Origin of the sequence: Cystobacter fuscus (assembly GCF_044360685.1) — a bacterium.
Taxonomy (GTDB): domain Bacteria; phylum Myxococcota; class Myxococcia; order Myxococcales; family Myxococcaceae; genus Cystobacter; species Cystobacter fuscus_C.
Map to the genome: position 1 here is coordinate 5615972 of NZ_CP043491.1, position 12994 is coordinate 5628965.

Sequence of the window (12994 nt, forward strand, 5' to 3'; positions counted from 1 at the left end):
CCCCAGGAGGCGAGTGGCGCTCACGCCGCCTTGCGCTCCGGCGCGATGACGGCCGAGGAGAAGCGCTCCATCTCCTCGAGCTGCGGGCTCATCTGCAACAGCAGCAGATCCACCCCGGCCTTCTCGAACTCGGCGATCCGCGCGCGCACGCGCTGGGGCGTGCCCACCAGGCCCGGCCGCAGCCCGCGGTTGGAGACCGAGTACTCCTTGATCTTCAGCTCCCGCTCGAGCTGCGTGCCGGACAGCCACTGCTCGAAGTTCGCGAAGCCCGCGGCCTGGGGATCCAACGTGGTGATGCGCTCCACCTCGGCCTCCGCCTCCGCCTGGCTGTCGCGCACGATGGCGTAGGCCGCCATGCCGAAGCGCATCGGGGGCAGGCCCTCGCGCTCGCGCCGCGCCCGCATGTCCTGGATCTTCCCGGCGATCACCTCCGGCTCGTCCCCGTGCATGACGTAGGCGTCGCACTGCCGCGCGATCATCTGCTTGGCTGCCTCGGACTCGCCTCCCGCGTAGAAGAACGGACGCGGCCTGGACAGGGGCTTGGGCTCGCAGATGGCGTCCTTGAGCTGGTAGCGCTGGCCCTCGAAGCTGAAGGGCGTGCGCGACCACAGCCCGTCCACCACCTGCAACCACTCGGTGGTGCGGGCGTACCGGTCATCGTGCTGATCGAACTGCAGGCCGTACTGCCGCGCCTCGTCCGCCCACCACGACGACACCACGTTGAGCGCCAGCCGGCCCCCGGAGATGCGATCGATGTTGGCCGCCTGCTTGGCGAACAACGCCGGGTGGTGGAAGTTCGGCCGCACCGCCACCATCAGCTCCAGCCGGCGGGTGACCGCCGCGAGCGCCGCCGCGGTGGACCAGGCGTCCATGGCCGGCTCGGTCACGCCCTTGATGTCGTTGAGGTTGAGTTCGGCGATGAGCGTCAGGTCATAGCCGATCTCCTCGGCGCGCCTGCACAGCCGGCTCATGTACTCCCAGCTCGCCTGCATCCCCTCGTCCCGGACGTTGCGCAGCCAGCCGCCGAAGACGGGAGCCCAGAATCCGTATTTCATGCCGCCTCCCCGCGCCGCGCCGTGGCGACGACACCCTCGAGATAGTCCACCAACTGCTCGTGCGGATCCCACCCCAGCACCTCGAGCGGTTTGGCCACGAAGTTGGACAGTCCGTTGATGTCGTAGAAGCGGCGCACCCCGTCGCGCTCGTCGATCATGAACTCGATGCCGCACACGTCCATGTTCGCCGCGCGCGAGATGATCTCCACCGCGCGGATGGTGTCGGCATCCAGCGTCGTCTGCTTGAGCGTCACCTGGGGCTTGCCGACCATGCACGCATCCGCGGGGCACAAGTCGAAGGTGCCGCCCGTGGTCGTCACGGTGATGGCGTAGAGGAAGCGGCCGTTGAGCGTCTCCGCCCGGACGATGTGGCGCTCCTTCGTGGGCACGTACTCCTGCACGAGCAGCACGCTGTCGATGCTGTCGGGCGTGGAGCGCTCCTCGACGGCCTGGGCCAGCTCCTCGGCACTCTCGTAGCGCACGACGCCCGCCCCCGAGCCGCCGATGTTGACCTTGACCACGATGGGAAAGCGCAGGCCCTCGGCGGCGCGCACCAGGTCCGCCCGGCGGTGCACCACGCGCGTCGCCGGCGTCGCGTAGCCCAGGGAGTTGATCAGCGAGAGCTGGCGCGCCTTGGACGTGTCCACCGCCAGCGCCGGGTTGCCGTTGATGATCCGCGCGCCGGCCTGCTCCCAGTGCGAGTAGAGCGACTGGGTATAGAAGATGGCGTGCTCGCCCTGGCGCAGGAAGGAGCTCATCGCCAGGCGGCTCAAGATGACCGGCGCCGGCGGCTTGCGCTCGCTCAAGTCGAAGTAATGCTGATCGATGCGGAGCGGCACGTAGGGCACGCCCCGCCGATCGAGCACCGCGAACAACGGCTTGAACCACTCGGGATGCTCGTAGACGACGGCGAGCTGTGGATCGCGACTCATGGGTCACCTGCGGGTGGGACGGTGGGGGAACAGGTCCTCACCCGGCGGAGCCGGGGTGTAGAACGACCCCGCTCGGCCTGCAACTCCCCCCGGCTCCACCCCAGAGCCCGTCTACTGATGCCAGTGACTCGGCGTCCCCCTCGGCTTCGTCACGAGGTGGTGACGGGCTCAAGGCTGGACGGTGACGGAGCGGGCCAGGTTGCGCAGGATCTGGTTCGTGGCCGAGTTTCCCACCGCTGTGGAACCCACCCCATCCAGCCACCGGTCATAGGCCAGGTGCAGGGTGCGGCTCGCCTCCAGGGACTCGGGCGACAGGGTGAGCCCCTCCAGCGACACCTCGGCGTTGATGACGTCGCTCGTCTCCAGGTGGAAGGGCACGGCGGGGCCTCCGTCGGCGGGAATCCGCGTGCCCTCCAGCACCAATGTCTTCCCCTCCATGTCGGGCTGCTCGCCCAGGCCCTCGGCATCCGCGTCCGCCGGGGCGAAGACGAGGTGGACGCGGCAGTAGCTGTCCGGCGGAGGCCGTAGGGTGTCCAGCGCCAGCGCCTCGCCATCCGCGAGCGTCAGGCCCACCACGTACGGCGTGCCCAGCTTCCGGGGGCTGCCTTCCGAGTGCGCCTCGGCCGTACCGATGGGGGAGAGTGCACGCAGCCACTTCCAGGCCGTGCTCCGCTGGCAGGGGAAGATCTCCACGCCGCTGAGCGTGACGTGGGCGCGGCTCAGGAGGATGCGGTCTCCGCGGTCGTTGAGGAACTCGCGCGTGGTGCCTTGCGCGTGCACGTCTCCCGCCGGGCGGAAGTCGAGACCGAGGTGCAGCCGGGTGCCCTCCTCGCGATAACCACACGCGCACAGGGCCAGCAGGGCGAGGAGGAGAGGGGAGGAGGTTTTCATAGATCGTGGACGAGCGCGGCCTGGAGGATGGGGGTGGGCCGGACGTTGCCGCGCAACTGGTTGAAGACGGGCACGCGCACCCCGAGCTGCACCACCACGTCCGTGACGGGGCTGAAGAGCACGTCGGGCGACACGTACGCGATGGCGCCGCTGCCCACCTCGTCCCGGACACCGGCCTGGTTGCTCTCGCCCTCGACGCGGCCATCCACGGCGAGCCGCAGCGCCCAGGCCGGGCTCGGCTGGAACTGCGCGGCCAGGGTGGAGAGCACCGAGGCGCCCGCGCGGAAGCCCTCGCGCCCACGCGTGGGGAGATAGCCCGTGGCGCTGGCGATGAAGGACCAGTCCCCCGCGTAGGCCGTGTAGGACAGCCCGAGGAAGGGATCCCACGAGCCCGTGCCGAGCTGGGCATCCAGCGACAGCGGCAGGCCCCGGGCCGTCTGGGTGACGGAGGTGGGCAGCCGGCTGCCGGCGAGCACGCTCACGAGGTGGTTGGCGGAGAAGTCCCGGTCCCGGAAGAGGAAGAAGCGGGCGCCGACCTCCATGTCGCCGAGGCCCCAGCCCCCCTCGCGCGCGAGGCTGACGTCCTGGACGGTCCGGGCCTGCAGGGGCGCCATGACCGACAGGAAGAGCCAGGGCAGGGGGGCATAGGCCACCGACAGATCCATGCGCAGCTCGCGCAGATCAATGCCGTCCACGCGGGGCTGGCCCGATGCGAGGCTCCAGGCGCGCACCTGGGTGGCCAGACGCAGGCGCCCGGCGAAGGGCTGTTCGGTGCCCATGGACGTCAGGGTGGGGTCGCCACAGGCACAGGTGGCGCAGGCGAGCCCATCCCGGGGCAGGAGGAGCAGGAGGGAGGCCAGGGCGGCGAGGGCGGGTCGGATCTTCCACATGACGCTCGCACTGTAGGACCAGCCGCCCGCCTCTCCCCCTGCGGCGAGTTGTCGCGCCTACCCCTTGGAGTCGTGATGGTCGCCTACTCCACGCTTCCAGTAGCCGGTCACCTTCACCCACTCCTTGCGCAGGCCGCGCTCCTGGGTCAGGTGCTCGCGGATGGGCTTGAGCGTGTTGGCCTCGCCCGCCACCCAGGTGAAGCCGTCTCCCGGGGGCAGTTGCACCTCGCGCAGCGCCTTCTCCAGGAGGTTGGTCGTCCCGGGCTCGGCCCCGTTGCGGTGCAGCCAGGTGATGGTCGCCTGGGCCTTCGTGTCGAAGCGCTGCTCCTCGGAGGCGTCGGCCACCTCGATGAAGACGAGGGCGCGCGCCCCGGCGGGCAGCTCCTCGAGCCGGCGGCCGATGGCGGGCAGGGCGCTCAAGTCTCCGGCGAGCAGGTACCAGTCGAAGTCGTTGGCGACGAAGTACGTGCCGCGGGGGCCTCCCACGCCGAGGAAGTCACCCGGCCTGGCCTGGGCGGCCCACGACGAGGCGGGCCCGGCGCCATGCAGCACGAAGTCGATGTCCAGCTCGCCCCGGGCCGCGTCATACCGGCGGGGCGTGTAGTCGCGCGAGGCGGGCTTGGGCTTGCCCTCCGGCATCGTCAGCCCCTGGGGGCCCAGCACTGGCATGGACGGCATGCGCTGCCCCGGCTCCGCGAAGAACAGCTTCACATGGTCATCCGCCCCGGGGCTCTGGAAGCCCTCCAGCTCCGGGCCTCCCAGCGTGATCCGCCGCATGTGGGGGTTGAGCTGCGTCACCCGCCGTACCTCGAGCAGTCGCAGCTTCACGGGCAGGGGTCCTCGCCGGCCGGCGCGTTCGGTTGGCTCCATCAGTCGTTCTCCTGAATCTTGATAATGATTCGCATTGTCATATTGGACGGAGCGCCAGGGGGCAACCTGAATCTGCCTCCCAGGCGGGGAGGCAGGGGAGCCCCTCGCGGGGGGTTGCCGGGTGACGGGGAGGTGAAGAGGGCAAGCAGAGGGGCGGGGATGCTGGGCGCGGGCGGGAGTGTGCTAGAAAACACACGTCTATTCCCCCTGCTCCCTATGCTGGATTCCCTCTCCGTACCGAAACGACGCGTGGCGGCCCAGTTCATCCTGCCGGGTGGCTCCTCGCGCCAGGTCGCCGTGTTCCTCGCCGAAGCCACTCCCGCGCGCGCCGGCGGCGAGCGGCTCTCGGATCTCCTCAACGACAGTGGCTCCCAGTTCATCCCCGCGCTCGACGCGGAGACGGAGACCATGACGTTCGTGCACTGCGAGAACCTCGCCATGGCGCGCGTGGCCGCCGAGCACGAGCCCAACGTCGTGGATCCGTTCAACATCCCCACCGAGCACGAGGTGGAGGTGCGGCTGATGGACGGGCAGCGGCTGCGCGGGCTCATCACCTACGTGCTGCCCGAGGCCCATTCGCGGCTGACGGACTACCTCAACAGCGCCCCCCCGTTCTTCCCCATCCTCGAAGAGGCGGGGCAGGTCGTTCTCGTCAACAAGAAACACGTCGCATATGTGGAAACCCTTCGCCGCTGAGTAGCCATGGCCCGGTTCGACGCCTTCATCGACAAGCTCTACAAGGAATCCGCTGTCGCCATCATGCTGGAGACCGGCAGTGGCATCACCCTGCGCACCGCCTCGGGCAACGTGCCCATGGTCAAGGCGGGACTCAACTCGCAGCAGATCATCGGCGCGCTCTCGGAGATCGTCCCCGCGGATCTGCGCGCCAACTTCCCCCCCGAGGGGGTGTCCTCCTTCCCGTACTCGGCTCCCGCGGGCGCCGTGCAGGTGAAGGTGCAGAATGTCTCGGGCCACCTGAAGGTGGCGCTGGTGCCCTACAAGGCCCCGGCCCCGGCGGCCAACACCGTCGTGGCGGCGCCCTCGGCCCCGGCCGCCCTGGATCTGCCCCCGTCCTCCGGTGAGGAGAAGCTGGAGCTGGCCTCGCCCGCGGACATGATGGACCTGGCCGCCCGGGGCTCTGGTGGCGCCTTCACCTCGCCCCCGCCCGCCGCCGCCGCCAAGGCCCCCGCCGCCAAGGCTCCCGCGCCGACGCCGGCCCCGGCCCCGGCCGCCCCCGAGCCGTCCAACATCAAGGTCCTGCCCGTGGAGGCGGATCCGGACGCGCACAAGACGCTGCTCGGCCTGCTCAACCGCATGCTCGACAAGAAGGCCTCGGACCTTCACATGTCCAGCCAGGTGGTGCCCATGCTGCGCATCGACGGCGACATGGTGCCCCAGGAGGACTACCGCGAGCTGTCGCATGACCGGCTCAAGGCGATGCTCTGGAGCATCGCGCCGGAGAAGAACAAGAAGCAGTGGGAGGAGACGCGCGACACGGACTTCGCCTACGAGACGGACCGGGCGCGCTTCCGCGTCAACGTCTTCGAGGATCGCAAGGGCATCGGCTCGGTGATGCGGCAGATCCCCACGAAGATCATGACGGCCGAGGACATGGGCCTGTCCAAGCACATCCTCGATCTGTGCTTCCTGAGCAAGGGGCTGGTGCTCGTCACCGGCCCCACCGGCTCGGGCAAGTCCACCACGCTCGCGGCGATGATCGACTACATCAATCGCAACCGCGAGGATCACATCATCACGATCGAGGACCCGATCGAGTTCGTCCACCCGAACAAGAAGTGCCTGGTCAACCAGCGCGAGGTCCACGTCCACACGCACGGCTTCAAGAACGCGCTTCGCGCCGCGCTGCGCGAGGACCCGGACATCGTGCTCGTGGGCGAAATGCGAGACCTGGAGACGATCGCCATCGCGATCGAAACGGCCGAAACGGGCCACCTCGTCTTCGGCACCCTGCACACCAACACGGCGCCCTCGACGGTGGACCGCATCATCGACCAGTTCCCCGCGGACCGTCAGGAGCAGATCCGCATGATGCTCTCCGAGTCCCTCAAGGGCGTCATCTCGCAGATGCTCGTGAAGAAGATTGGCGGAGGCCGCGTGCCCGCGCAGGAGGTGCTCCTGTGCACCAGCTCCGTGGCCAACCTCATCCGCGAGGGCAAGACGTTCCAGATTCCGTCCATCATGCAGACCTCGCGCGGCATCGGCATGTCCACGCTCAACGACTCGCTGTTCGACCTCGTCAAGCGCAAGCTGTGCGAGCCGAATGACGCCTACATCAAGGCCGTGGCCAAGGGCGAGTTCAAGCAGATGCTCGAGCGCGCGGGCTACAAGCTCGATCTGCCCACGAGCTGACGCACTCCGTTGGAGGGAGCGCCGCGCGTGTGGCGGCGCTCGGCGTGGGCAGCTTCGCCGTGCGGCTGTCGCTCCTGGGCGACAGCCCCGAGCCGCCGGGTCAGGGCCTGGAGGGCAGGGGGCTCGGCGGCCAGGGAGGCAGTGCCGAGGCCCAGGACGGGCGAGGAACGCGAGACGTGGGTGCATGGGAAACCTTTCCCGAGCGGCGGGTTGGGCGGGCGGACGCACTGGGAGTCCAGGTCAGCGGGCGAGGGGGCGGACTCCGAGCGGGCCCCTCTGACGAGCGGTCGGCTCCAGCGCTAACCTCGTCCCGCCATGGCCATGAAGGACTCCAGCGAACCGCCTTCCGTCATCTACCTGTCCGACCGGCGGCCCACCCTCAAGGATCTCCCCACCGTCGATCCCCACAGGGCGTCCGCTTCCGAGGCTCCGTCCCCGGACGAGTGCCTGTCCGAGATGGAGCTGTTCCAGGAGATCGAGGTGCGCCAGGCGCTGCTGCTCGAGCGGCTCATCTGCCTGGCCGCCCCGGCCATGAAGCACTTCCAGCTCGGCCCCCTGCGCGAGCGCCTCAACCTCCCCACGGGCGCGCTGGAGGCGCGGCGGCGCGCCCTGGAAGCCCGGATGGGCACCCATCCGGACAAGGTGCTGCGCGAGGCGTGGTTGGACTCGCCGGGCTACCCGCTCGGGGTGGATTCCGGCCTGTCGGTCTCGGGACAACCGCGCTGTGGCCCTCCGAGCGGCGTGCACCTGCGCCGCTCCCTGTTCCTGCTACCCGATGAGACGCTGGCGTACGTCGAGGAGGTGGGCGTCTGGAGCTACGGGGGCCCGGACGGCTACGAGAGCACCTTCACCCCGGTGAACGCGCGGCGCATCCTCGGGATGGACGCGGTGCGCTTGTTTCCCCCGCACCAGTTGATCGGGGGATTGCGCAGCCTGCTGTGGTTCGACCGGGGCGCGCCCCAGCTTCCCCCCGAGCCGGGACTGGAGGCGCGGCGCACGAGCTTCCTCTCCCTCGTGCGCGACTTCTCCCAGGCCACGGCCGTCTACAACGAGCGGCTGCGCCAGATGGCGCTCGACTCCGTCTGAAGCCGCCGCGAGGGCGGAGCCGAAGAAGGTGTCGGGTGGGGGTGGACCTTGGGGGCTACCTTGCCGTATTGAGGCTTTCGATTCCCGGCATCACCGCTCGCCCCGCAATTTCCGCAAATCGGGATCCCCGCTTGACACTTGAAACACCAGAGTGTTAAGAAGCCACTAATAGTCACAGTGCACCGCGTCATAACGGCGCCTCGTCGCGGGGGTTTCACTGCGGGTAGGGGGCGCCACGGTTTTTTCTCCACTCGTAGGACCAAGGCCGTCGGTGCTACCCGACCGACCTCCAGGGTCATGGCTTGCGATGGGGATGTTGTTGCCAGGGGCGCGTCGGCCCTTGCACGTTTCACTGAAGATAGACGGACCATCATTGCGAGCAACGAGTTGTGGAGCATGTGAGAAGACAGCCCGGAAGAGTGATTCCAGTAGTGCTCTGGGCTGGCGTCATGGGACGAGTGAACCATCGTGCCCAGCACCCGACGGTCACATGCCGTTGCGTTGAGGTGCGTCGGTCGTTGACCAGAAACCTTGGCAGCAGTATTTCGTCGTTCGTTTTCCTGGGAGGCAAAACGTGAGTCAGGAAGCAGCCATCGCGCAGAATAACATCGTGGACGGTCCTCGCTACCTCATCCCCGAGGATGAGTATGACTATGGCCATCCAGAGGTCATCTTCTGGACCCACTATTTCATGAACGAGGCGCAGAAGCTCAACGTGTTCGCCAACATCAAGGCCACGTTGGAGAGCAAGCGCTCGCGCGTCGCCGCGGAGACGATGGCCAACGCCTGGTACGACTTCAGCTGCTACGTGCCGGTCTTCATCACCAAGGCCGTCGCGCAGACGGATGACCCGGAGCGGCAGCACCACCTCATCCAGATCGCCTACGACGAGCTCGGCGGCCGTGACAAGACGTTGATCCACTCGAAGCTGTTCCTGGAGGCCATCTCCGGGATCGGCATCAACGTGACGGGCCGCTCCTCCGCCGGTTCGGTCAAGGATGTCCTGGGCGCGCTCGACCGCATCCTCGTCGACACCAAGAGCCAGTACGGGATCGTCGGCCTGCTCCTGAGCTTCGAGATCATCGCCCAGGAGAACATCGAGACCGTGTACGAGAGCCTGTGCTACAACGAGGCCGCGCGAGACATCCTCTCGGCCACGCCCTTCTTCAAGATCCACCGCGCCGACGAGACGGAGCACATCCGCCACTCGATCGCCAACTTCCTGCGGTTCTGCAAGACCGACGCGCAGCGCGAGGAGTTCCGCAAGTCCTTCGACGACGGCCTCTACTTCTGGAATCGCTTCTGGGATCAGTGCGCGCGCTTGATCAACGTGGCGACCAGCAAGAGCCCCCGCCTGGCCGAGGGAAACAAGATCAGCCTGCACCCCTCCGCCGTGGCCGAGCTGCGCGGCGCCGACGGGCTCTCCGCGATGAAGGGCTAACGACATGAAGACGGTCGTATTCATCGAGACGAACTTCAGTGGCCTCGATGCCATCCGGTATTGCAAGGAAAAGGGATACCGGGCGGTGCTGGTCACCGACAGCTTCGACCGCTTCCGCAGGTGGTTCCCCTCGTCTGTCCTCTACAAGTTGGACCTGGCCGCTCAGGTCGTCACGGTCAAGAACTCCAACGACATCGATGAGGTCCGGACTGCGTTGAAAAAGCAGGTCGGCACCATCGACGCCATGCTCACGTTCGCCGAGATCCGGACGCATGCCGTGGCCCGGCTCTGCCGGGAGCTCGGCCTCTCCGGGTGCAATCCGGCGGCCGTCGAGCTGGCGCAGGACAAGCATCGCTTCCGGCAGGTCCTGCTGGAGCGGGAAGCCGATACGGTGAAGAGCACCCGGGTCGACTCTGTCGAGCAACTGGCGGCCCTGAAGGACCAGCTGAAGTACCCGTGCTTCATCAAGCCGCTGCGGGGCCACTCCAGCATCGGCTCGGTGCTCTGCCGCGACGCCTCGGAGTTCAGCCGGGTGACGGCCTCGCTGAGCCAGATCAGCGAGGACTGGATCTCCCGCGCCTTCGTGGTCGAGGACTACCTGGACGGAGATCTCGTCAGCGTCGAGATCCTGACCACGGGACCCGGCAAGCACCAGGTTGTCGGCGTGGCCGACCGGGACGTGATCAAGGACAGCATCGAGACGGGTTCCTCGTTCCCGCTCGTCAACGCGCACCGCGACGCCGTGGTGGCCAAGGCGTGCCGGGCGCTGGATGCGATCGGCTATGACTTCGGCGCCAGCCACGTCGAGATGATGGTGACCCGCGACGGTCCCCATCTGGTGGAGGTGAACACCCGCGTGGGGGGCAGTGGTCACTCGGTCATGCTGGACCTGTCCACCGGACGCTCCATCGTGGGCGATTGCGTCGAACTCTGCCTGGGGACGCTGGAGAAGAAGGATCCGCTCTACGGCTTCGAGCAGGGCGCCGCCTGGAAGTGCTTCGTGAGCCCGAAGACCGGGACGATCAGGAGCATGCCTTCGTTCGAGGACATCAAGAGCAGGGCTGGGGTCAAGGAGGTCTGGTTCCACCACGAGCCCGGAGACGAGATCAAGGGCGTGGACTCCAACTTCAGCTGGATCCTCCAGGTGATGTGCACGGGGAAGGACAGCCACGAGGCCAAGAGCAACGCGGCGCGTGCCATCGAGTTCGTCGAAGCCCAGACGGTCATTGCATAGAGGAAGCATCGTGATCCAGATCAACAGGGGCAGAATCAACCTGCTGCTCAGCAGCGCTGCCTTCACCATTTCGTCCGCCGGCTCGGTGTTGTTGCACATCGTGCTGGCGGTGACTGTCTACGCGAAGACAGGTTCGGGGTTGATGACGTCCCTGTTCGTCTCGCTGCAATGGCTTCCCACGCTGCTGGTGGTGCTCTACCGCAGCGATTGGGACCACGGGATGAATCCGCGGGCCCGGTGGCTCCTGCTCGAGTTCGTCTCGGCCGCGCTCACCGTGCCCATCTACTTCTTCATCACGGACACCAACTACCTGGGGGTGGCGCTGTTGCTGCTCGTGCGGGGGTTGTTCGATCAGGTCAACCGCATCAACAAGACCGTGGCGGCGCGCGTGCTGTTCCCGAAGCCCAAGGCCACGCACTACGCCTCGTTCCTCCAGTCGAGCTACCACGTGGGCATCGGGCTCGCGGCGGTGCTCGGAATCTTCGTGGCCAACCGCCTCGACCTCCGGCTCGTCGTCATCCTGGACGGGGCTTCCTTCGTCATCGCCGCAGCGCTGATCTCCCTCACCCGGACCGTCGAGGAGGTGGCCCAGGCCGCCAGCGTGCCGCGCAGGTCGCTCAAGGTCCGCGTCGCCGAGTACCGCGACGCGCTCAACAGTGATCGGCGGTTGCTGCTGTGCGCGATCCTCCCGCCGCTCACGGCCACGTTCTTCCAGGGCACCTACAGCGCGTTGCAGCCGATCTTCCCCATCCAGAAGCTCGGCCTCGGACCCTCCGCCGTGTCGGCCTCCTACGTGATGGCCAGCGTGGCGGTCGTCGTCGGCTCGTCCTCCTTCTCGCTCGCCCTCAAGAAGTACCGCCTGTTCGAGCAACCCTTCACACGCATCCAGTTGATGGCCGGTCTGCTGTCGCTGCTGACGGCGGGGCTGTACGTCGGTGCCGTCGCCTCCATGAATCCCCTGGTGTGCGCCGCGCTGTTCACGCTGATGGTGATCTTCTTCGAATTCACCTGGATGCTGGGCTACAGCGGCATCGTCGCCTTCGCGCCCAAGGGGCAGCTGGGCTCGGTGTTCGGCATTTCGTTCGCGCTGGGCTGCTTCTTCGCCAGCGTGCTGGCCGCCCTGGTCGGCGCGTTGCTCGACCGCTTCGGCAACGACTACACTCTGCTGATCGGGCTTTTCATGATGATGTACCTTTCAATCGTCGGGCTCGCCGTCATCAGTTACAAGCCCGCGGTCGCCGCCTACTCCGAGTAGGCGGTGGGATTCGCTGGAATCGTAGACCCTCTAGACTCGGTGAGGTATTGATCAATGGGCAATTGGATTCGGCAGGAGTTGTGCGAGCTGAACGAGGAGAACCTCAACCTCCTCATGGATTTCAAGATCCCCGGGATCCTCGTCAAGGGTTTCATCTCGCCCGAGGTCTGCTCGGTGGTCAGCGAGCGCCTGCGTCAGCAGGACTATGCGAACTACAGCCATCTGAAGGAGATTCCGGTCCATCACATCGGCCTGTGCCACAACCAGTGGGCGAACGACGAGAAGTCGGTCTACTTCGCCAAGAAGGCTCAGGCGCAGGAGGTCATCGACGGCATCTACAAGGACCTGGGCATCAATCCGGTGCAGATGGTGATCGAGGCGATCGCCACCAAGGCCAAGCGTCACGTCGGCATCTTCGAGGAGCCTGGCTTCGGTCCGTACTTCGCGGGCGCGTTCCGGCAGTTCCGCGGTCACGGGCGGCTCCACATCGATCACGCCCCCAGCCACATCCACAAGCCCTGGGCGGTCACCGAGATCGCACGCCAGATGACGTGGAACATCTACTACAGCATGTCCAATACTGGCGGCGAGCTGATCATCCACGACACCATTCATACCCCGCAGAACGAGGTCATGAAGAAGCCGGGGGATTACTACTTCCCCTACGAGGTGCTGGAGCGCGAGGATCGCATCACGGTCAAGCCCCAGGTGGGCGACCTGATCATCTTCAACACCCAGAACTTCCACGAGATCATGGGCAGCGACGACGGGTTTCGAATCTCCCAGACTTCCTTCATCGGCCAGAAGAAGGATGGTAGCCTGGGTCTGTGGTCCTGATCGCGGCGGCCCGCACCGGTGGATATTCCGGCGGGCGTTGCATCAGGTAGGGGGTCGGGTCAAGGCAAGAGGGGTGCCACGCGAGGCATCCTCCCAAGGGAGGCCCGCGTGCTGGCTTCTTTCCCGACACCCT

At 67.0% G+C, this 12994-nt stretch carries 12 protein-coding genes; 7 read left to right on the forward strand and 5 right to left on the reverse strand.

Annotated elements, in window-relative coordinates; genetic code table 11:
• Positions 1–20: 20 nt before the first annotated feature.
• The 5 genes from F0U63_RS23030 to F0U63_RS23050 all read right to left on the reverse strand — a co-directional run bounded on the left by F0U63_RS23030 (position 21) and on the right by F0U63_RS23050 (position 4638).
• Entirely contained in the window at positions 21–1055 is a 1035-nt protein-coding gene (locus tag F0U63_RS23030) for an LLM class flavin-dependent oxidoreductase (RefSeq protein ID WP_395848057.1), read from the reverse strand.
• Positions 1052–1987, reverse strand: a complete 936-nt coding sequence (locus F0U63_RS23035) for a RimK family alpha-L-glutamate ligase (protein ID WP_395848058.1) — start codon at positions 1985–1987, stop codon at positions 1052–1054. Before F0U63_RS23035 ends, F0U63_RS23030 begins: the two co-directional genes overlap by 4 nt.
• Before the next feature lie 168 nt (positions 1988–2155).
• Complete coding sequence (locus F0U63_RS23040; RefSeq protein ID WP_395848059.1) at positions 2156–2878, reverse strand: hypothetical protein; 723 nt, start codon at positions 2876–2878, stop codon at positions 2156–2158.
• Positions 2875–3768 (reverse strand): transporter, encoded by an 894-nt coding sequence (locus F0U63_RS23045; RefSeq protein WP_395848060.1) that lies wholly within the window; start codon positions 3766–3768, stop codon positions 2875–2877. Before F0U63_RS23045 ends, F0U63_RS23040 begins: the two co-directional genes overlap by 4 nt.
• 57 nt (positions 3769–3825) lie before the next feature.
• On the reverse strand, positions 3826–4638 hold the full coding sequence (locus F0U63_RS23050; RefSeq protein ID WP_395848061.1) for a siderophore-interacting protein: 813 nt from the start codon (positions 4636–4638) through the stop codon (positions 3826–3828).
• Between the two features lie 249 nt (positions 4639–4887).
• Between F0U63_RS23050 and F0U63_RS23055 the strand changes: the two genes are divergently transcribed.
• The 7 genes from F0U63_RS23055 (at position 4888) to F0U63_RS23085 (ending at position 12861) form a co-directional block, all read left to right on the forward strand.
• Positions 4888–5334, forward strand: a complete 447-nt coding sequence (locus F0U63_RS23055) for a hypothetical protein (protein WP_002620767.1) — start codon at positions 4888–4890, stop codon at positions 5332–5334.
• A 6-nt stretch (positions 5335–5340) separates the two neighbouring features.
• The gene (locus F0U63_RS23060) at positions 5341–7008 is read left to right on the forward strand and encodes a type IV pilus twitching motility protein PilT (protein ID WP_395848062.1); all 1668 of its coding nucleotides are present in this window, start codon (positions 5341–5343) and stop codon (positions 7006–7008) included.
• Between the two features lie 315 nt (positions 7009–7323).
• Entirely contained in the window at positions 7324–8094 is a 771-nt protein-coding gene (locus F0U63_RS23065) for a hypothetical protein (RefSeq protein ID WP_395848063.1), read from the forward strand.
• A gap of 574 nt (positions 8095–8668) precedes the next feature.
• On the forward strand, positions 8669–9535 hold the full coding sequence (locus tag F0U63_RS23070) for an iron-containing redox enzyme family protein (protein ID WP_395848064.1): 867 nt from the start codon (positions 8669–8671) through the stop codon (positions 9533–9535).
• Positions 9536–9539: 4 nt separating this feature from the next.
• On the forward strand, positions 9540–10769 hold the full coding sequence (locus tag F0U63_RS23075; protein WP_395848065.1) for an ATP-grasp domain-containing protein: 1230 nt from the start codon (positions 9540–9542) through the stop codon (positions 10767–10769).
• A gap of 10 nt (positions 10770–10779) precedes the next feature.
• The gene (locus F0U63_RS23080; protein WP_395848066.1) at positions 10780–12024 is read left to right on the forward strand and encodes an MFS transporter; all 1245 of its coding nucleotides are present in this window, start codon (positions 10780–10782) and stop codon (positions 12022–12024) included.
• Positions 12025–12078: 54 nt separating this feature from the next.
• Positions 12079–12861 carry a hypothetical protein gene (locus tag F0U63_RS23085; protein ID WP_395848067.1) on the forward strand — a complete coding sequence of 261 codons (783 nt, stop codon included), beginning with the start codon at positions 12079–12081 and terminating at the stop codon, positions 12859–12861.
• The last annotated feature ends 133 nt before the right edge of the window (positions 12862–12994 follow it).

What these genes read in the sequence shown, in the direction of transcription:
- F0U63_RS23030 (WP_395848057.1), bottom strand. Translation starts at nt 1,055, where the DNA reads ATGAAATACGGATTCTGGGCTCCCGTCTTCGGCGGCTGGCTGCGCAAC.
- F0U63_RS23035 (WP_395848058.1), bottom strand. Translation starts at nt 1,987, where the DNA reads ATGAGTCGCGATCCACAGCTCGCCGTCGTCTACGAGCATCCCGAGTGG.
- F0U63_RS23040 (WP_395848059.1), bottom strand. Translation starts at nt 2,878, where the DNA reads ATGAAAACCTCCTCCCCTCTCCTCCTCGCCCTGCTGGCCCTGTGCGCG.
- F0U63_RS23045 (WP_395848060.1), bottom strand. Translation starts at nt 3,768, where the DNA reads ATGTGGAAGATCCGACCCGCCCTCGCCGCCCTGGCCTCCCTCCTGCTC.
- F0U63_RS23050 (WP_395848061.1), bottom strand. Translation starts at nt 4,638, where the DNA reads ATGGAGCCAACCGAACGCGCCGGCCGGCGAGGACCCCTGCCCGTGAAG.
- F0U63_RS23060 (WP_395848062.1), top strand. Translation starts at nt 5,341, where the DNA reads ATGGCCCGGTTCGACGCCTTCATCGACAAGCTCTACAAGGAATCCGCT.
- F0U63_RS23065 (WP_395848063.1), top strand. Translation starts at nt 7,324, where the DNA reads ATGGCCATGAAGGACTCCAGCGAACCGCCTTCCGTCATCTACCTGTCC.
- F0U63_RS23075 (WP_395848065.1), top strand. Translation starts at nt 9,540, where the DNA reads ATGAAGACGGTCGTATTCATCGAGACGAACTTCAGTGGCCTCGATGCC.
- F0U63_RS23085 (WP_395848067.1), top strand. Translation starts at nt 12,079, where the DNA reads ATGGGCAATTGGATTCGGCAGGAGTTGTGCGAGCTGAACGAGGAGAAC.